Annotated in this window: 15 protein-coding genes; 5 read left to right on the top strand and 10 right to left on the bottom strand. The window is 64.0% G+C overall.

Translation table 11 applies throughout. The annotated features are described in order from the left end of the window. Positions 1–14: 14 nt before the first annotated feature. Together KLP42_RS01005 and gmk are read left to right on the top strand one after the other, a co-directional pair. Entirely contained in the window at positions 15–902 is an 888-nt protein-coding gene (locus KLP42_RS01005; protein ID WP_215563975.1) for a YicC/YloC family endoribonuclease, read from the top strand. A gap of 3 nt (positions 903–905) precedes the next feature. Further along, complete coding sequence (gene gmk, locus KLP42_RS01000) at positions 906–1,580, top strand: guanylate kinase (protein WP_215563973.1); 675 nt, start codon at positions 906–908, stop codon at positions 1,578–1,580. Positions 1,581–1,661: 81 nt separating this feature from the next. Here gmk and rsmA read toward each other — a convergent pair whose 3' ends face one another. The 7 genes from rsmA to KLP42_RS00965 form a co-directional block, all read right to left on the bottom strand. Then, positions 1,662–2,489, bottom strand: a complete 828-nt coding sequence (rsmA, locus tag KLP42_RS00995) for a 16S rRNA (adenine(1518)-N(6)/adenine(1519)-N(6))-dimethyltransferase RsmA (protein WP_215563971.1) — start codon at positions 2,487–2,489, stop codon at positions 1,662–1,664. Beyond that, complete coding sequence (gene pdxA, locus KLP42_RS00990; protein WP_215563969.1) at positions 2,489–3,502, bottom strand: 4-hydroxythreonine-4-phosphate dehydrogenase PdxA; 1,014 nt, start codon at positions 3,500–3,502, stop codon at positions 2,489–2,491. Before pdxA ends, rsmA begins: the two co-directional genes overlap by 1 nt. A 17-nt stretch (positions 3,503–3,519) precedes the next feature. Further along, positions 3,520–4,467 (bottom strand): SurA N-terminal domain-containing protein, encoded by a 948-nt coding sequence (locus KLP42_RS00985; protein WP_215563967.1) that lies wholly within the window; start codon positions 4,465–4,467, stop codon positions 3,520–3,522. Positions 4,468–4,582: 115 nt separating this feature from the next. Beyond that, positions 4,583–6,916 (bottom strand): LPS-assembly protein LptD, encoded by a 2,334-nt coding sequence (locus tag KLP42_RS00980; RefSeq protein WP_502941252.1) that lies wholly within the window; start codon positions 6,914–6,916, stop codon positions 4,583–4,585. After that, positions 6,916–8,004 carry an LPS export ABC transporter permease LptG gene (gene lptG / locus KLP42_RS00975; RefSeq protein ID WP_215563963.1) on the bottom strand — a complete coding sequence of 363 codons (1,089 nt, stop codon included), beginning with the start codon at positions 8,002–8,004 and terminating at the stop codon, positions 6,916–6,918. Before lptG ends, KLP42_RS00980 begins: the two co-directional genes overlap by 1 nt. Beyond that, positions 8,001–9,182, bottom strand: coding sequence for an LptF/LptG family permease (locus KLP42_RS00970; protein ID WP_215563961.1), 1,182 nt, complete (start codon positions 9,180–9,182; stop codon positions 8,001–8,003). Before KLP42_RS00970 ends, lptG begins: the two co-directional genes overlap by 4 nt. Before the next feature lie 99 nt (positions 9,183–9,281). After that, positions 9,282–10,061 (bottom strand): phosphatase PAP2 family protein, encoded by a 780-nt coding sequence (locus KLP42_RS00965; RefSeq protein ID WP_252192684.1) that lies wholly within the window; start codon positions 10,059–10,061, stop codon positions 9,282–9,284. Positions 10,062–10,232: 171 nt separating this feature from the next. On the opposite strand from KLP42_RS00965, the gene KLP42_RS00960 reads away from it, so the two are divergent. From KLP42_RS00960 to KLP42_RS00950, 3 genes are all read left to right on the top strand, one after another. Continuing rightward, the gene (locus KLP42_RS00960; RefSeq protein WP_215563959.1) at positions 10,233–11,723 is read left to right on the top strand and encodes a leucyl aminopeptidase; all 1,491 of its coding nucleotides are present in this window, start codon (positions 10,233–10,235) and stop codon (positions 11,721–11,723) included. A gap of 8 nt (positions 11,724–11,731) precedes the next feature. Next, positions 11,732–12,181 carry a DNA polymerase III subunit chi gene (locus KLP42_RS00955; RefSeq protein ID WP_215563957.1) on the top strand — a complete coding sequence of 150 codons (450 nt, stop codon included), beginning with the start codon at positions 11,732–11,734 and terminating at the stop codon, positions 12,179–12,181. Between the two features lie 109 nt (positions 12,182–12,290). Further along, complete coding sequence (locus tag KLP42_RS00950; protein WP_215563954.1) at positions 12,291–12,884, top strand: nitroreductase family protein; 594 nt, start codon at positions 12,291–12,293, stop codon at positions 12,882–12,884. 132 nt (positions 12,885–13,016) lie between these two features. On the opposite strand, the gene KLP42_RS00945 is transcribed toward KLP42_RS00950, so the two are convergent. From KLP42_RS00945 to KLP42_RS00935, 3 genes are all read right to left on the bottom strand, one after another. Then, positions 13,017–14,966, bottom strand: a complete 1,950-nt coding sequence (locus KLP42_RS00945; RefSeq protein ID WP_215563952.1) for a HAMP domain-containing methyl-accepting chemotaxis protein — start codon at positions 14,964–14,966, stop codon at positions 13,017–13,019. 425 nt (positions 14,967–15,391) lie between these two features. Continuing rightward, positions 15,392–17,278, bottom strand: a complete 1,887-nt coding sequence (locus KLP42_RS00940; RefSeq protein ID WP_215563950.1) for an ABC-F family ATP-binding cassette domain-containing protein — start codon at positions 17,276–17,278, stop codon at positions 15,392–15,394. Positions 17,279–17,337: 59 nt separating this feature from the next. Continuing rightward, complete coding sequence (locus KLP42_RS00935; protein ID WP_215563948.1) at positions 17,338–17,847, bottom strand: DinB family protein; 510 nt, start codon at positions 17,845–17,847, stop codon at positions 17,338–17,340. Between the last annotated feature and the right edge of the window lie 13 nt (positions 17,848–17,860).

The raw sequence follows: 17,860 nt of genomic DNA, 5'->3' as shown, positions 1-17,860 counted from the left end.
GAAGGATGCGATGCATGACGATTCAGTCCATGACCGGCTTTGCCCGGAGGGAAGGCACGACCGGGCGCCATCGCTGGGCCTGGGAACTGCGCTCGGTCAACGGCAAGGGCCTTGATCTGCGGCTGCGCCTGCCGCCCGGCTTCGAGCCCCTGGAGACCGAGGTGCGCCGGCTGGCCGGTGCCCGGCTTTCCCGCGGCAATGTGCAGCTGTCGCTTTCGGTGTCGGTGGCGGAGGCAAAGGTGGAGGCGGTGGTCAACCATGATGCGCTGCAGGCCATCCTGGCGCTGCGCCAGCAGCTGGGGCCGCACATCGATCCCGCGCCGCTGAAGCTCGACAGCCTGCTTGCCATTCGCGGTCTCGTCGATGTGCGCGAGGTGGAGGAGGGGCCGGAAGCGGCCGCCGAGCGCGATGCCGCGATCCTGGCTGGCCTCGATGCGGCGCTGGATGATCTGATCGCCATGCGAACCGGCGAGGGACAGGCACTGGCCGCGGTGCTTTCGGAGCAGGTGCGAACCATCGAACGGCTTGCGGCGCTGGTGGAGCAGGATCCCTCACGCTCGCCGGAGGAGATCGCCCGTCGGCTTGCAGCACAGGTTCAGACGCTGATGGAAGGCGCTAGCACGCTGGACCGGGACCGCCTCTATGCGGAAGTGGCCCTGCTCGCCACCAAGTCTGACCTGCGCGAGGAGATCGACCGACTGAAGGCGCATGTGGCGGCGGCTGACGAGCTTCTGGCCAAGGGCGGGCCGATCGGCCGCCGGCTTGACTTTCTTGCACAGGAATTTAATCGCGAGTCCAACACGATCTGTTCCAAATCCAATTCCGCTCAGGTAACGGCGGCTGGTATAGAGCTGAAGGTCGTGATTGATCAGTTTCGCGAGCAGATCCAGAACCTGGAGTAGTGCATGAGCCCGGCGCCGTCTTCGTCCGCCACCAAGATCGCCCGTCGGGGCCTGATGCTGGTCCTGTCCTCTCCCTCCGGGGCGGGCAAGTCGACCATTGCCCGCAACCTGCTCGACACCGATCGCAGCCTGGAGATCTCCGTCAGCGTCACCACGCGGCCGAAGCGGGCGAGCGAGATTGCCGGCAAGCACTATCACTTCATCAGCGTGCAGCAGTTCGAGAAGATGCGCGATGCGGGCGATCTGCTGGAATGGGCAGAGGTGCACGGCAATTTCTACGGCACCCCGCGCGAACCGGTGGAACAGGCCATGGCGGAAGGCCGCGACATGCTGTTCGACATCGATTGGCAGGGCGCGCGCCAGCTGCAGGAGAAGATGAGCGCCGACGTCGTTTCCATCTTCGTGCTGCCGCCCACCATGACGGAGCTGCAGTCTCGCCTGCATCGCCGCGCCGAGGATACCGAGGAGGTGATCCGCACGCGCCTGCTGAATTCCCGGGCCGAGATCGAGCACTGGCGCGAATATGATTATGTCATCGTCAACGATGACCTCGACGAAGCCTTCGGCCATGTCAGCTGCATCGTCAATGCCGAGCGCATTCGCCGCGACCGGCGCTATGGCCTGTTCGATTTTGTCGGCAGCCTGCTGCAGGAAGAGCCCGATCTTTCCGGCCGCTGAGGCCGCTGTCCGACAGAACAAGGCCGTGATGAACCGCCGCCCGGCGGTTCGCAAAACCGGCGGTTGGCAAAAGGCTGGCCTTCACAAAAGGTTGGCGATTGCCACGAATTCATCGACCGACAGTGTCTCGGCCCGCCGGGCCGGATCGATGCCGGCACGCGCCAGCAGGGCTTCGCCACCGAGCGGCTTCAGGCTCTGGCGCAGCATCTTGCGGCGCTGGCCGAAGGCGGCCTGCGTCACACGCTCCAGTTTCTCCACATCGCAGGGCAGGGGCGTTTCGCGCGGCACGAGGTGCACGACACTGGAGGTGACCTTCGGCGGCGGCGTGAAGGCCTGCGGCGGCACGTCGAAGGCCATCCGCGCCCGGGTGCGCCAGCCGCACAGCACGCCGAGCCGGCCGTAATGGTTGTCGTCTTCCTTCGCCACGATCCGCTGGCCGACTTCCTTCTGGAACATCAGCGTCAGCGACTGCCAGAACGGTGGCCACTGCCGCGGCAAAAGCCAGTTCACCAGCAGCTGCGTCCCGACATTGTAGGGCAGGTTGGCGATGATGCAGACCGGTCCTTCAGGCGCCAGCGCCTCGAAATCGGTCTTCAGCGCATCGCCCTCGATCACCTCCAGGCGGCCCGGATAATGCTCTGCCACTTCCGCCAGTGCCGGCAGGCAGCGGGCATCGCGTTCCACCGCGATCACCTTCCTTGCCCCGAGCGAGAGAATGGCGCGCGTCAGCCCGCCGGGGCCGGGGCCTACCTCGAAGACCGTGCAGTCCTCCAGCGGCCCGGCGGTGCGGGCAATCTTCTGGGTCAGATTCAGGTCGAGCAGGAAGTTCTGGCCGAGCGCCTTGCGCGCATCGAGGCCGTGGCGCGCGATCACATCGCGAAGCGGCGGAAGTCCGTCCAGGGTTGCCATCAGCTGCGGGTTTCTTCTGTCTTGGCGGCCAGGGTTGCGGCAAGCTTCAGGGCCGCCAGCAGGCTTGTTTCGCGGGCAATGCCCTTGCCGGCGAGGCCGAAGGCCGTGCCATGGTCCGGCGAGGTGCGGATGAAGGGCAGGCCGAGCGTCACGTTGACCGAATCGTCAAAACCCAGCGCCTTGGCCGGGATCAGCGCCTGATCGTGATACATGCAGACCGCCACGTCGTAGCGGCTTCGGGCCTCGTCGTGGAACATGGTGTCGGCCGGCAGGGGACCGAAGGCATTGATGCCGTCCTTGCGCAGCGTCGCAACCGCCGGCTCGATGATGTCGCGGTCCTCGATACCCATGGCACCGTCCTCGCCTGCATGCGGGTTGAGGCCGGCAACGGCCAGACGCGGCTGCGCAATGCCGAAGCGGGTGCGCAGGTCCCGGTCGGCAATCCGGCAGGTCTCAAGGATTGCCTCGCGTGTCAGCGCCGCGGGAACGTCCTTCAGCGGGATGTGGATGGTCACCGGGATCGAACGCAGTTTCGGCCCGGCCAGCATCATCACCGGCGTGCAGGGCTCCTGCGTTGCCCTGGTGGCGAGATCCGCGAGGAATTCGGTATGGCCCGGAAAGCCGAAGCCTGCCTCGTAGAGGACGGATTTCGCGATCGGATTGGTGACGACCGCCGCGGCCTCGCCGCCGAGGCAGAGCGCGACGGCGGTTTCAATCGCGGTGATCGTGCTCCTGGCCGCGGCGACATGCGGGCGGCCGGCTTCGATCGCGTGGCCGACCGGCACGTCAAGAACGGGAAGGGCACGGTCGAAGAGACCGGCCGCCGAGGCGGCATCGGCTGCTTCCACCGGAATCGTCAGCCCGAGGAGGTTTGCGCGTGCCAGAAGCGCCTCACGGTCACCCACATAGAGGAAGGGGCGAAGGTCATGGACCTTTCGCTGCTGCCAGGCAGCGATGGTGATATCGGGACCGATGCCTGCCGGATCTCCCTGGGTCAGCGCAAGCGGACGCATCGCCGGGCCTGCGCCGCTCAAGGATAGACGATCTGCGCCTGCTGGCGCAGTTCCGCGAGATATTTCGCGTCGTTGGGATTTTCCTGACCCTTCTGCTGCTTGCCGAGGTCTTCGGCACGGAACACCACTTCCGCCGCCGTGTCGTCGGAAACCTGGCGCTGGTTGCAGATGGCCAGGAACTCGACGCCGCGCTCGGTCACGCGCGTGCCCGTGGTGCCATTGGCGGCAGGCTTCTCGATCAGCGGACGCCAGTCCTCCGGCAGTTCCGGCTTCATCACGCGGCCCAGGTCGCGCACGGAAACATCCAGCATGGTCTTGGCAAAATCCTTGGCCTTGTCGCAGCCGGGGAAATTGGGGCGGGCCTTGTCGGCTTCCGCCTTGCGCTTCGCCAGAAGCTCGTTGCGGCGTGCCTGCGGCACCACGAAAATGATCTGCTGCAGGAAATATTCGGTGGTGACCGGCTTTTCCTTGTTTTCCTGCATGCGCTTGACGAGTTCGTCCGGCGACATCTTGGCGCTGGAGCCGTAGCGCGCGTTGACGAGGCGCGGCCAGCTCATCTGTACGGCGATGAAGGCCTTGAAGTGTTCGACGCCGACACCGGCCTGGTCGAGAATATGGCTCATCTGCGCGACCGACAGCTTGTTGCCCTGGGCGAAGCGCTCGAATGCGCGATCGACATCCTCGGTGCTGACCGACATGCGCGTGCGGGCGATCTCGTCGCGCTTCAGCGTTTCATCGACAAGCTGGTCGATGGCCATCTTGCGCAGATTGCCCGTCTGCCGCTGCAGCTTCAGGAAGGCCATCCGCTTGGCGACATCGGTGCTGGTGATCGGCGTCTTGTTGACGACCACCGCCACTTCGCTTGCCGCAAGGGCCAGACGGGGAGCCGGATCCACGACGAAGGCCATAGCGAGTGCGGTAGCGGCGAGTGCTGCCCGGCGCAAGGCATTGCTGGCAAACATCATTGGTCCCTTCTTGCGATGCGGCGGCCATATGGCCGCCGGCTCAGCCGATATCCGTGATGGTTCTGGATTGCATAATTCATGCGGCGAAACAATGACAAGCGCAAGGGTTGCGATCTCAGTTGCTGCTGCTGTCGCCGGAGGACCCGACATTGATGTCACCCAGGGTGCGGAAGGTCAGCCGCGCCGTCACCGTCCAGTCGTTCGGATCGGTATTGGCCGGCTGGTCGCTATAGGCAACGGTGAAGACGGTGCATTCGTCGGCATAGGTCAGGCCCACACCACGCCGCACCACGTCACGCTTGTTGATGTCCCAGGTGGCGGAGGTGGCGAACGACCAGTTTTCGTTGATCTTCAGGCTGTTGGCCGCCTTCAGATATTCGGCTGTTTCCTGCAGTCCGTATTCCGGCTGCGGCTGGATATTGGTGTAGATCACCGTGCCGTTGACCCGCGGCAGCTTGTAGCTCACCGAGGCATCTGCACGACGCAGCTCGAGCGTCTTCTCGTCGAATCGGCCCTGCGCCTGGATCGTGTAGCCCTTCGGCAGGTCGAGCGCCGCCATGGTGACGAAGTCCGACACCTTGCTTTCGAGGCCTGAATCGGCGCCGACATTGACGAGATCCGCCGTGGCGAAGGAATTCTGGCCGGCCAGCTGGTAGGACTGGCCGAAGATGCCGCGCAGCCCGATGCCATTGTCGAAGGTGCCGGAATAACGCACGCCGACATTGGCGCGGGTGCCGCCTTCGATCCGGTCATAGCCGGAGAACTTGTCGCGCTCGAACAGTGTCGTTGCGTCGAAGACGAAGCTCTGCGCGTCCTCGTTCGGCAGTTCGCCGGCCAGCTGCTCGTTGGGGCGGGCAAAGACCTGGGCCATCGGCTCGATCACATGCGTGCCCGTGCCCGTGGTGATCAGAACCGGATAGCGCGCCTCGAAGCCGGCCGTCAGCATGTAGCGGGCATTGGCGCTGTCGCCGGAAAAATCTCCGTCATAGGTCACGCCGTTATAGCTCGGTGCGCTGGAGGCCGTGCTGCGCAGGCCGTCGCCGCGCGCCGCGAGGATCGGCGTGATCAGCAGGCCTTCATCGGTCGTGAAGGTCCGCTTCCATTCCGCCTCGGCGGTGAAGCGGCTGTAGCTGCCTTCCAGCCCGCGGAAGCGTGTCGATGAGCCTTCCGTGTAGAAATCGTCCTTGCGGCGCGAAATGTTGGTCAGGTTTGCGTTGAACGACAGTTCGCCGCCGGCAACCGGTTCCGGCGCATAATAGGTATAGTCGATGACCGGATAGACGATTGCCTGACGCTTCTCGGCCAGGCTGGAATAATCCGTGTCCTGCACGTCGAAATAATAATTGTGCAGGTCGAAATAGTTCCGCGTGCCGATCCCGGTCAGATACACGTCGTTGGTTACGTTGGACGTGTTGAGACCTTCCAGCTTGTAGGTCTTCGAGAAATTGTTGTCCGACTGGATCATGGCATTCCAGCCAAAAGTCCAGCGCGGATTGATCTTGAACTCGCCCTTTGAGTAGATCATCGCGCGGTTGCCGGCGCGCGCATCGCTGGTTCCGGGATCGAAGGCGCTGGCCTTCTGCTGGTCGATATAAGCGAATCGCAGCGTGTGATCGCCCGTTTCGAAGCGGTTGCGCACCTCGCCCTGAAGCAGCAGGCCCTGCTTGGTGTAGTAGGTCGGGCTCAGCGTCGCATCCATGCTCGGCGAGAAGACATGGTAATAGGGCACCGTGGTGCCGAAGCCCAGCTTGTCGGTCAGGCTCATGCTCGGGAACAGGAAGCCCGACTTGCGCTCCACCGTCTCGTCCGGAACGGTGACGAAGGGCACGTAGCCGATCGGCATGCCGAACAGCTCGAAACGGGCGTGTTCCAGGCGTATCGTGTGGCTCTTGCCGTCGCGGATGACGCGCTGCGCCTTCACCTGCCAGAGCGGGGCCTTGTCCGGCCGCTGCGCACAGGGAAGGCAGGCGGTGTAGACCCCGTTGTTGAGGATCATCTTCTCGTCGGGCAGCTGCTCGGCGCTTTCGGCGGCCATGCGCGTATTGTCGGTGGTCTCGACGCGCAGCGAGTTCACGAAACCCTCGCCGAAGTCATCGGTGATATCGAGCGATTCGGCATAGATCCGGTTGCCGTCCGGCTCCACCAGCTCGATGTTGCCGGTCGCCATCACGCGCCCGGTCTTCTGGTCATATTCCACGCGCTGGGCAACCATGCGGTGGCGGTTGTAATAGATCTGCACGCCGCCCGTGGCCGTCACGCGCTGGCTGTCCTGATTGTAGACGAGTTCATTGGCACGCAGGAGCATCTTTGCTCCATCGGCCGCTTCCGGCACCAGGCGCGACGCCTGTGCCTGCACGGGTGACGGGTTTACGGCCAGTACACATGCAGCCGTGCTGGTCAGCAGGGCCGCAAAAAGCCGTCTGATATTCCCGCGGTCATGTACCGCCACTAGCCATCCTCCTGATGAAGCAGGATCGTTGCACCAATCGCCATCGCGACCACCACCGGAATCCAGACGGCCACGAAAGGCGGCACAACGCCGCTGCTCCCGAATGCTTTTACAAGCACGGTTACCACATAAAGCACGAAGCCACAGACGATTCCACCCAGAATCACCGAACGCGATTGTGCCATTCGGCTGAAGCGGAGGGAAACCGTTGCAGCGATCAGGGTCATTGCCACCAGAAGCAGCGGCAAGGACAGGAGCGAATGAAATTGCGTCTCGAACGGCTTGGTGGAGATGCCGAAGGATCGAACAATTTCAATTTTTCGTAAAATGTCAAAGAAAGCAACGTCTTCCGGCTTGGAAAGCGATTCCTGCAGATAGGCCTTGCGCAGGTTGGTCGCAACCTTCACCTCCGGCAGGCGCACCGGCGGCGCGTCGGTTCGCGTTTCCAGCACGTTGTTAAGCTGCCAGTAACCATCCTCCAAGGTGGCGGTGCGCGCATCCTGCCGCAGCGTGATGCGGCCCTTGGCGTCGAAGTGGAAAAGCACGACGTCGATCAGCTGCGTTCCGCCGTTCTCGAAGCCCTTGGCGCCGATGATCGTGTCGTCCGTCTTGCTGATCTGGCGGATCCACGGCAGGAAGTTGGACGGGCGGCTGGCATTGCTCGCCTTGCGCCATTCCGATTCCATGGTGGAGGACAGGTTCTGGCCCCATGCGGCAAGCGGATTGACGACGGTGACCGTCGCAACGCCGATCAGGAAGGCGCCTGCCACGAAGGGCAGGATGAACTGCCAGACCGAAAGCCCGGCCGCGCGCGTCACCACCAGTTCGGAGCGGCGGTTGAGGGTGATCAGCGTGGTCATGCCGATGAAGAGCGTCAGCGTCGGGATCGTCTGCTGGAAGATCAGGGGCAGGCGCATGGCACTCATCAGCAGGCCGCCGGGTACCGTATAGCCGACGAAGCCCGACATGCGCCGGCTCGTCTCGCTGAAATCGGCAAGGAAAATGATGCCGCACACGCCGAGCACGAACCAGACCGCCGTGATGATGTAGCGCTTGAAGAAATACCAGCTGAGGGTGCGCGCGATCATGACTGGCCGCCTTCCTTGGCGTCGGATGCCATCTGGCGCAGGCCGCGCTCGGCCCTGTTCATCCAGTGGCCCGTCAGGTTGGCGATCACCGGCGGCATGCGCAGCTGGCGGTTGGTCATCAGCATCACGATGCAGACGACGCCGAAGGCCCCAGGCACGAGATAGACGAAGGGCACGGCGGCGGCGCTCGTCTTCGTCAGGTTGACGATGTAGAAGCTCAGCCAGCGCAGCGCGAAGGCAAGGATCAGCGCCAGCACCATCGGGTGCAGCCGGGCGCGGCGGCTGGAGCGGGCATTGCCGGCCACCACCAGCGAGATCAGCGCGAAGACCACCGGCAGCATCCAGTCCGACAGCCGTCGGTGCAGTTCGGAACGGAAGGCGCCGGGCGCATGCAGGAACACCTTGTCCGTCGGGTCCGGCTTCAGCAGGAAGGCGAGGCTGCGGTCGCTGGAAAACACCGTCTTGTCACCGGTCGTCTCGTTCATCGATGACAGGTCGAAGGCATAGGAGAGGAACTTGACCACGGAAATGCGGCCATCCTTGGCCTTGCGGTGCACCTCGCCGTCGCGCATGGTCAGCGTCGTGCCGTTCTCGTCGATGGAACCCTCGCGTGCGTAGTAGATGAGATCCATGTTGGGATCGCGATAATCCACGAGGAACAGGCCCTTGAGGATACGGCCGGAATGGCGCTCCGAGATCTGCACATAGAGATTGTCCTCGATGCTGCGGAAGGTCTTCTCCTCGATGACGGACGACAAAAGGTCGGCATAGGCTTCCGCCACCATGTCACGCGCCTTGGTGCGCGAGGCGGGCTCGACGAAATTGGTGATGAGGAAGGAGAAGGCCGCCATGCCGATGGCGAGCACCATCACCGGCCGGTAGAGGATGGAGCGGGGCGCGCCGGCCGCATCGATCACCGCCAGTTCCGAATCGTTGTTCATCGCGTTCAGCGTCTGGGTGACGCCGATGACGATGGCAAAGGGCAGCACGACCGGGATGATCGTTGGCAGGATGAAGGTTGCCAGCAGGGCGAACGAGCCCATCGACTGTCCGGTATCGGTGACGAGGTTGATACGGCCAAGGACCTGGATGGTCCAGATGATCGTCAGCACCGGAATGAGGGTGATGAAGAACATCTGGAACGCTCGCCGAAAGATGTAGAGTTCGAGAAGCTTCATTCTGGTCCGGTCTGTGGTGGCCCGCGAGGGCGGCTGGTTTGCGGGTTTTATGCAATTCGCGACGCCGTGGCGACAGCCGCTCTGTCACAAAACTGTTTGCTACCGGTGTTTTTTTTGTGTCTGTGTCATTTCGAAATAGGCGGCCACGCCCGCATAGACGACCCAGGACGACAGGAAGCCCAGGATGACGTCCGACAGATAATGGCCCCCGAAGGACAGCCTGAGGCTTGCCGGCACCAGACAGAAGAGAAACAGGGGTGGCCCGAGAATCGGGCGCAGGCGCGGCGGCAACAGCACCACGAGACAGACGAGCCAGCCGGCGCTGGAGGCCTCGCCCGAGATGAACGAGCAGTTGTTGAGACAGCTGCCATGCAGCGCCCCGGCCGGGGTGAAAATCTCCGTGCCGCCGAACAGGTCCGTGCTGTAGGGGCGCGAGCGGCCGGAAATCGTCTTGATGACCAGGTTCACCAGCACATAGGGACCGAGCAGGAAGGAGATGAGCGCGATCGAATAGCGCTTCGTCTTCTGCGGGTCATAGGTGGCGCCATGGTGCTGGAAATTGTCGAGGAGCAGCACCAGAAGGAAGATCGCCACGACCACGGGCAGGTAGAAGAAGAACTTGCGTAGCGCAATCAGCGCCGCCTCGCTCGAATAGGCAAAGCTGCCGCAAATGCGGCCGGCCACCGTGTCCGCACCGCAGCTTGCCGGGTGGAAGAAGCTGCGCGCCACCGCGATGTCGATGCCGGGAAACAGGTAGAACAGACCGAGAAGAAGCCACCAGATGCAAAAGAGCGTGATGAACCAGGCCTGCGGCTGCTGGAAAGCCTGGCGGAGCCTTGCCCCGGAAAACATGTTCGGTGACTGGAACGCATCTGCCAAAGCGTTTATTCCTTCCCCTTGATCCTTCTGGGCACGGTAGCGGTTACGCATGGCGCATGACAACATTAAGACGCTGCGCCGGCAAACCGGTGGCCGCTCCCTTGCCCTTTGTGGCTGATCCCCCCAGATTGGCCTCGAAGTCTTACATCATCCTCTGCGTCCGGAGAAGAAATGTCCGTTCAGTATACAATTCGTTTCGCACCAGCCGCCGCTTCCGGCAGCGGCCTTGCCGTGGCCCTTAAGGTGTCCGGCGATCACGCCATCGCCGCTGCCGATCAGGCCGATCCGGGGCAGGTCGTGCCGCGCGCCGCGGAGATCGCCGGCTTTTCCGGCAAGTCGATGAGCGTTCTGGACGTGCTGGCGCCGCACCAGTCGCCGTTTGACCGTCTGGTGGTACTTGGTCTTGGCAAGCCGGCAGAGATCACCGCCTATGACTGGCTGCGCGCCGGCGGCAAGGCCTCGAGCATGATCAAGCGCGCCGAGAAGGTGACGGTCTTCCTTGATGCGCCGGGCCTCGAGGTGGATGCCGCCAGGGCCGTGGATTTCGCAACCGGCCTGCTGCTGCGCGCCTACAGCTTCGACAGCTTCAAGACCAAGAAGGCGGATGACGAGGACAAGCCAGCCAAGACCGTCGAGATCACCATCGTGACCGCGCATCACGCGTCCGCTTCGGCCGGTTTCGGCTTTGCAGAAGCCGTGGCCGGTGGCGTCAACCTCGCGCGAGAGCTGGTCAACCTGCCGCCGAACGTGCTCGGCCCGGTCGAATTCGCCGACCGAGCCAGGGCGCTGGAGGCCCTCGGCGTCGAGGTGGAAATCCTGACGGAAACCGAGATGCGCACGCTCGGCATGGGGGCGCTGCTCGGTGTGGCGCAGGGGTCTGCCCGGCCGCCGCGCATGGCGATCATGCAGTGGAAGGGCGGCAAGGCGGATGAGGCGCCGCTTGCCTTCATCGGCAAGGGCGTCGTCTTCGATACCGGTGGCATTTCGATCAAGCCGGCCGCCAACATGGAGGACATGAAGGGCGACATGGGCGGTGCGGCTGCCGTCACCGGCCTCATGCACACGCTGGCCGCCCGCAAGGCGAAAGTGAATGCCGTCGGCATCATCGGGCTTGTGGAAAACATGCCGGACGGCAATGCGCAGCGCCCGGGCGATATCGTCACGTCCATGTCCGGCCAGACGATCGAGATCATCAATACCGACGCGGAAGGCCGCCTCGTTCTGGCCGATGCGCTGTGGTATGCCAAGGAACGCTTCAAGCCGCGCTTCATGATCAACCTCGCAACGCTGACCGGTGCGATCCTGGTGGCACTCGGCAATCTGCAGGCCGGTCTCTTCTCCAATGACGACGAACTGGCGGCCGGTCTGCTTGCCGCGGGCGAACAGAGCGGCGAAAAGCTGTGGCGCATGCCGCTCGGCAAGGACTACGACAAGATCATCGATTCGAAGTTCGCCGACATGAAGAACAGCGGCGGCCGCTATGCGGGTTCGATCACGGCGGCGCAGTTCCTCAAGCGTTTCGTCGGCGAAACGCCCTGGGCGCATCTCGACGTCGCCGGTACGGCCATGGCCTCGCCCCTGAACGAGATCAACCAGTCCTGGGGCTCGGGCTACGGCGTGCGCCTGCTCGACCAGCTGGTGCGCGACCGCTACGAGGCGTGAGCGGCACAATGACCGAGGTGCTCTTCTACCATCTGACCGAATCGAAGCTCGAGGATGCGCTGCCGGCGCTTCTCGAGAAGAGTGTCGAGCGCGGCTGGCGCGTCGTGCTCCAGACGGTGGAAGAGGCACGCCGCGACAGGCTGGACCAGCATCTGTGGACCTTCCGGGAAGACAGCTTCCTGCCGCACGGGCCCGATACCGGCGCGCTTGCGGCGGAGCAGCCTGTGCTGCTGACGGTTCATGACCATAATCCGAACGGTGCCAGCGTGCGTTTCCTCGTGGACGGCGCCGAGCCGGGAGACCTGTCGGCCTATGAGCGCGTGGTCTTCATGTTCGACGGTCACGATGCCGTACAACTGGAAGGGGCGCGCGCCCACTGGAAGCGGCTGAAGGGCGAGGGGCACCGGCTGACCTACTGGCAGCAGTCGGAAGAGGGGCGCTGGATCAAGAAGGCGTGAGTGGCGCAGGCGGCCGCAGGCCCGCCGCCTGCGCCCGAAGGCTGCCCCTTGTGCGCTGCAGCAGGGCTTGCTAGCTCATGCTGTCCCGCAAGCAAGGAGCCTCGATGCCATGACCGCCAATACCCGCCAGGCTGACCATCCCATCGCGGAGGTGTTCACCGCCCGTTGGTCGCCCCGTGCCTTCACCGATGCCACGATCTCGGAGCAGGAACTTCTGGGTCTTCTGGAAGCCGCCCGCTGGGCGCCGTCCGCTTTCAATGCGCAGCCCTGGCGCTTCATCTATGCGCTGCGCGGCGATGCCGGCTGGCAGCCGATCCTCGGTGCGCTGATGCCCTTCAACCAGAGCTGGGCGGAAAAGGCCTCCGCGCTCGTCATCATCGCGTCTGCCACCCGCTTCACCGCGCCCGGCAAGACCGAGGCGAGCGACAATGGCAGCCACACTTTCGATGCCGGCACCGCCTGGGGCTATCTGGCGCTGCAGGCGCACATGGCGGGCTGGGCCTCGCATGCCATGGCGGGCTTCGACAGGCAGGCCATGGCAAAGGCCGTGAACCTGCCGGAAGACCACGTGCTGCACGCGGCCGTCGCAATCGGCAAGCAGGGCGATGCCTCGCTGCTGCCGGAAGCGCTGCAGGCCCGCGAAGTGGCAAGCCCGCGCCTGCCGCTGTCCGAGACTGCCGTGCACGGCGCCTTCAAGGCCTGATCCGCGGGGCCTGCGGAGATGACATGTCAAGGGGCCGGCTTTCCCGCGCGGGAAGCCGGCCCCTTCGCGTATCGGGCGGGCGGCCGGTTGCGGCGCCTGCCGTGTGTGCGTCCAAGGCCTCTGCGTCGGGTCTCAACCCGCCGCTGCCCGCGGGCGTGACACCGTCGGAACGGCGGTGCGGCTGGCCTGGCGCAGGGTGGCGGGGCGCATGTCGTCCGCGAGCGTGAAGCGGCCGATCAGGCGCGCGAGCTGATGGGCGTCGTCTGCCAGCCGGTTGGTGCTGGCGGTGGTCTCCTCCACCATGGCGGCATTGCGCTGCGTGACCTGATCCATCTGTCCCACGGTGGCGTTGATCTCCTGCAGGCGGCTGGATTGCTGCTTCGAGGTGGCGGCGATCTCGTGCACTTCGCCATTGATGCTGTCGACATGGCCGCGGATCTGGGCCAGGGCGTCACCCGTGGCGGTGACGAGCCTGACGCCGGAGGCCACCTCCTCGCCGGAGCGGGTGATCAGCGCCTTGATGTCCTTGGCGGCGCCGGCGGAACGCTGGGCGAGTTCCCGCACCTCCTGGGCGACAACCGCAAAGCCCTTGCCGGCCTCGCCGGCACGGGCGGCTTCGACGCCGGCATTCAGCGCCAGAAGATTGGTCTGGAAGGCGATCTCGTCGATGACGTTGATGATCTGGCCGATCTGTCCGGAGGCCTGTTCGATGCGCTCCATGGCGGCGATCGCATCGCCAACGACGACGCTGGACGCCTCGGTGCTGCGTCGGGCCTGATCCACCTTGCGGGTGGCTTCCCCGGCGCGCTCGGTCGCCTGGCGCACGGAAACGGTGATCTCCTCCAGTGCCGAAGAGGTCTCCTCCAGGGCGGCTGCCTGCTGTTCGGTCCGCCGGGCCAGATCGTCGGAGGCATAGCGCAGTTCGCCGGAACCGGAATTGATCTGGTCGATCGACTGGCGCACCTCGGTCACGATGGAGCGCAGCGTGTCCATCGTGCCGTTCACATTGCGCTGCAACTCCGCAAAGGCGCCGGTAAAGGTGCCGCGCATGCCGTCGGTCAGATCGCCTTCGGCCAGCCGTCCCATGACGCGGCGCGTTTCTGCCAGTCCGGCATCGATCGATTCGACCAGCTCGTTCATCGAGGCGGCAAAGGCATTGAGATCGGCAAAGCCGAAATCCCGGTTCATGCGAATGCTGAAATCACCCTCGACGGCTGCCGAGACGACCTGACCGACCGCCGTGCGCAGCTCATGGCATTTCTCGTTGAAATGCTGCTCCTCGGCGCCCAGCGCCTGCATGCGGATGCCATTGTCCTTGAACACCTCGACCGCCCTGGCCATCTGGCCGATCTCGTTGCGACGGTCGAGATAGGGAATGCCTGCGGAAAAGTCGCTGGCTGCCAGCCGGCGCATGATCGCCGTCATCCGGTCGATGGGGCGCGACACGTCGCGGGAGACGAAGATCATCGCGCCGATGCCCGCCAGGGCGCCGATGGCGAGCAGGATGGCGTTCTTGACCAGCGAAGCGGTGAACCGGCTGGCGCTTTGGGCATACATCTCCTCTGCCGCCTTGACATTGGCATCGCGGAAGGCATCGGCATGGTCGTCCATGCGCTCGTAGCTCTTCACCATCTCGCCGGTCAGCAGCGCCGAGGCCTGCTGCTTCTGGCCGGCGCGGGACAGGGCGAGCAGTTGTTCGTGCAGCCGCAGATATTCGGCAGCCGCCTGCTTGAAGCCGTCGAAGGCCGTCCTCTCCTCGGCAAGCGAGATCATCGGCTCGTAGGTTGCCATGCGGTTCCTGAGCTTATCCACCTCGCGCGCCAGCACCGTTTCCGCCTCTTCCAGCGCCTTCGGCTCGGTGGTCAGGATGTGGCGCGTCTGCAAGCCGCGCAGATTAGCGATCGAGATGTTGAGGCGATTTGTGATGTCGACGGCCGGCACGGCATCGTTGGCAAGCCCGTCGACATTGGTGAAGATGCCGCGCATGGAAAAGAGCGCGACACCTCCCTGCAGCAGAAGCAGCAGGAGAAGCAGGGCAAAGGCGGATGTCAGGGATGTCTTCAGGGACAGTGCGCGAAGCATTGCATCGATCCAGAGCGGAGGCCTGCCGACGTCATGGCGGCAGATGCCGGAAACCGGAGGACACGGCCATCATGGGTCGCATCCGTGATCGCCGACATGCGTCATCCCTCGCGGCGCAGGACGCCACGCCGCAGACAGTGCGGGATGCGCATGTCGAGCTTGAGGGCAAGCCTGCCAAGTCCCATCCCGCAGGATGCCGGTCGTGACCCGCTTGCCGTGTATGAAACGGAGAATGCAGGCGATGATGGCCAAGCTTCACTTAAGATTGTGCTAATTAAAGCGGATTTGCCGGAGAAGAAACGAAGTTTTATGGTTTTGACCCCAAGAATTGAGGGGTGCTCGACAGGGCACACCGACGCTGCCGCCAGAACTGGCGGTGCCGCGCGGCATCTTACGGCTGGGAGGCGTGCAGAAACGAGCGCGGGTCAGCCCGCCATCGCCTCTTCATACTGGGTGGACAGTTCCAGCCACTGTTCTTCGCATTCGGAAAGCTTCTGCGCCGCGTCGCTGCGTTGCTTGGCCTTTTCTGCGGCCTTGGCGGGAGATTTTTCGTAAAGCGCGGGATCGGCCAGTTCCGCGTCGAGAGCCTGGATCAGTTTCTCCAGCTTGGCGGTCATGGTTTCGAGATCGGTGATCTTCTTCTTGAGCGGGGCGAGCGAGGCGCGCTTTTCCGCATTGGCCTTGCGCTGGTCGGATTTCGACGCCTGTTCCTCCGCTCCGCCCTGCGGCCTGTCGTCTTTCTTTTTCGACGAGGCGACGATGATCGAGCGATACTCTTCCAGGTCCCCGTCAAAGGGTGCGACGGTGCCGTTGTTGACGAGCCACAACCGGTCGACGGTCGCCTCGATCAGGTGGCGGTCATGGCTGATCAGGATGACGGCGCCGTTATAGTCGTTCAGCGCTTCGATGAGGGCACGGCGGCTGTCGATGTCGAGGTGGTTCGTCGGCTCGTCGAGGATCAAAAGGTTCGGCGCGTGGAAGGCGGCAAGGCCCATCAGCAGGCGCGCCTTTTCGCCACCGGACAGATCCTTGGCGGGCGTATCCATCTTTTCCGTCGCAAGCCCCATCTGCGCGACGCGGGCGCGCACCTTGGCTTCCGGCTGCTCTGGCATCAGGCGGCGCACATGGTCGACCGCCGATTGCGTGGGGATGAGATCATCCAGCTGGTGCTGGGCAAAAAAACCGATCTTGAGATTCGGCGCCACCTTCAGATTGCCGCTCTGGGCTTCAAGGCGCCCGGAGATGAACTTGGCGAAGGTGGATTTACCGTTGCCGTTCGATCCGAGCAGCGCGATGCGGTCGTCATTGTCGATCCGGAGCGAGATGTTCTTCAGGATCGGTTTGCCCGGTTCGTAACCGACCGCGCCCTTGTCGATCGCGACGATCGGGGAGGAGGGCTGCTTGTCCGGTTCGGGAAAGGTGATCGGCGCCACGTGATCCTCAATCACGGCGGCAACCGTCCCCATGCGCTCCAGCGCCTTGATGCGGCTCTGCGCCTGGCGGGCCTTGGTGGCCTTGGCGCGGAAGCGGTCGATGAAGCTCTGCAGGTGTTTGCGCGCGGCGTCGTTCTTCGCCTTCGCCTTCATCTGCAATTCGTCGGCTTCCGCCTTCTGCCGCTCGAAACTGTCGTAACCGCCGCGATAAAAAGTGAGCTTCTTCTGGTCGAGATGCACGATGGCATTGACGGCATTGTTCAGAAGATCACGGTCGTGGCTGATGATGACGACGGTATGCGGATAACGCCGGATATAGTCTTCCAGCCACAGCGTGCCTTCGAGGTCGAGATAGTTGGTCGGCTCGTCGAGCAGCAGCAGGTCCGGCTCGGAGAAGAGCACGGCCGCAAGCGCGACGCGCATGCGCCAGCCGCCGGAAAACGACGAGGCGGGGCGGCGCTGCGCCTCGGCATCGAAACCGAGACCGGCGAGAATGCTGGCCGCGCGGGCTTCCGCCGAATGGGCGTCGATGTCGACAAGCCGCATCTGGATTTCGGCGATACGGTTGGGGTCGCTCGCCGTCTCGGCCTCGGCAAGAAGCGCCGTGCGCTCCTTGTCGGCGGCCAGCACGATCTCGATCAGCGCATCCTCGGTGCCGGGCGCTTCCTGCGCCACTTGACCGATCCGGGCGTTCTTCGGCAACGACACCGAGCCGCTTTCGGAAGCCATGTCGCCGGTGATGACGCGAAACAGCGTCGATTTGCCCGCGCCATTGCGCCCCACCAGGCCAGCCTTCGTGCCGGTTGGCAGGCTGACGCTCGCATGGTCGAGAAGAAGGCGGCCCGCGATGCGCGCGGAAAGGTCGGTAATCGTGATCATGCGGCGGGTTTTGGCTGAAGTTTTTCAGCGATGCAAGAGAGCGTGCCGCCGGAGGAGCGCTATTGCCAGCGTTCCCCTTCGCCGCGCAGGAAATAGATGAGGTCGAGCACCAGCGACGGCTTGCCGAGACTGGTCAGGATCGTGTGCACCTGGCCGCGGTGATGGGTCTGGTGGTTGAAGACGTGCGACAGGATCGGTCCCAGCGGCTGCTCGATCTTCGTCGGCATCGTCAGCGGCGAATAGGAGATCGTGGCGGCAAGATCGTCTTCGGTCAGGCTGTCCACCCAGCCGATGATGCGCCGGTCTTCGGCCTCGCGGGCGGCGCGCAGTGCGGCAAAATCCTCGAACAGGACCGCATCGAGTGCGGTCGGCGCGTCTCCTGCTCCGGTGAAGCGTTTCAGCCAGATGCGGTCGGCGGCCAGCAGATGGTTCAGCGTGCCTTGCGCCGAGCCGAAGAAGGCGCCCATGTTGGCGCGGAAATCTTCGCCGCTCAGCGTGGCGCAGGCGTCATAAACGCGCTCGTTGGCCCAGCGATTGTAATCGGCAAACATCTGGAAGTGGCGAAGCATGCGGGGTCTCCTG

Source organism: Rhizobium sp. CSW-27 (assembly GCF_018760785.1).
Lineage (GTDB): Bacteria > Pseudomonadota > Alphaproteobacteria > Rhizobiales > Rhizobiaceae > Neorhizobium.
This window is presented reverse-complemented; position numbering and strand designations above follow the sequence as displayed.

Coding starts and splice junctions, on each gene's coding strand:
- KLP42_RS00955 (WP_215563957.1), top strand. CDS start 11,732: ATGACCGAGGTGCTCTTCTACCATCTGACCGAATCGAAGCTCGAGGAT.
- gmk (WP_215563973.1), top strand. CDS start 906: ATGAGCCCGGCGCCGTCTTCGTCCGCCACCAAGATCGCCCGTCGGGGC.
- KLP42_RS00940 (WP_215563950.1), bottom strand. CDS start 17,278: ATGATCACGATTACCGACCTTTCCGCGCGCATCGCGGGCCGCCTTCTT.
- KLP42_RS01005 (WP_215563975.1), top strand. CDS start 15: ATGACGATTCAGTCCATGACCGGCTTTGCCCGGAGGGAAGGCACGACC.
- pdxA (WP_215563969.1), bottom strand. CDS start 3,502: ATGCGTCCGCTTGCGCTGACCCAGGGAGATCCGGCAGGCATCGGTCCC.
- KLP42_RS00935 (WP_215563948.1), bottom strand. CDS start 17,847: ATGCTTCGCCACTTCCAGATGTTTGCCGATTACAATCGCTGGGCCAAC.
- KLP42_RS00970 (WP_215563961.1), bottom strand. CDS start 9,182: ATGAAGCTTCTCGAACTCTACATCTTTCGGCGAGCGTTCCAGATGTTC.
- KLP42_RS00960 (WP_215563959.1), top strand. CDS start 10,233: ATGTCCGTTCAGTATACAATTCGTTTCGCACCAGCCGCCGCTTCCGGC.
- KLP42_RS00985 (WP_215563967.1), bottom strand. CDS start 4,467: ATGATGTTTGCCAGCAATGCCTTGCGCCGGGCAGCACTCGCCGCTACC.
- KLP42_RS00950 (WP_215563954.1), top strand. CDS start 12,291: ATGACCGCCAATACCCGCCAGGCTGACCATCCCATCGCGGAGGTGTTC.
- rsmA (WP_215563971.1), bottom strand. CDS start 2,489: ATGGCAACCCTGGACGGACTTCCGCCGCTTCGCGATGTGATCGCGCGC.
- lptG (WP_215563963.1), bottom strand. CDS start 8,004: ATGATCGCGCGCACCCTCAGCTGGTATTTCTTCAAGCGCTACATCATC.
- KLP42_RS00945 (WP_215563952.1), bottom strand. CDS start 14,966: ATGCTTCGCGCACTGTCCCTGAAGACATCCCTGACATCCGCCTTTGCC.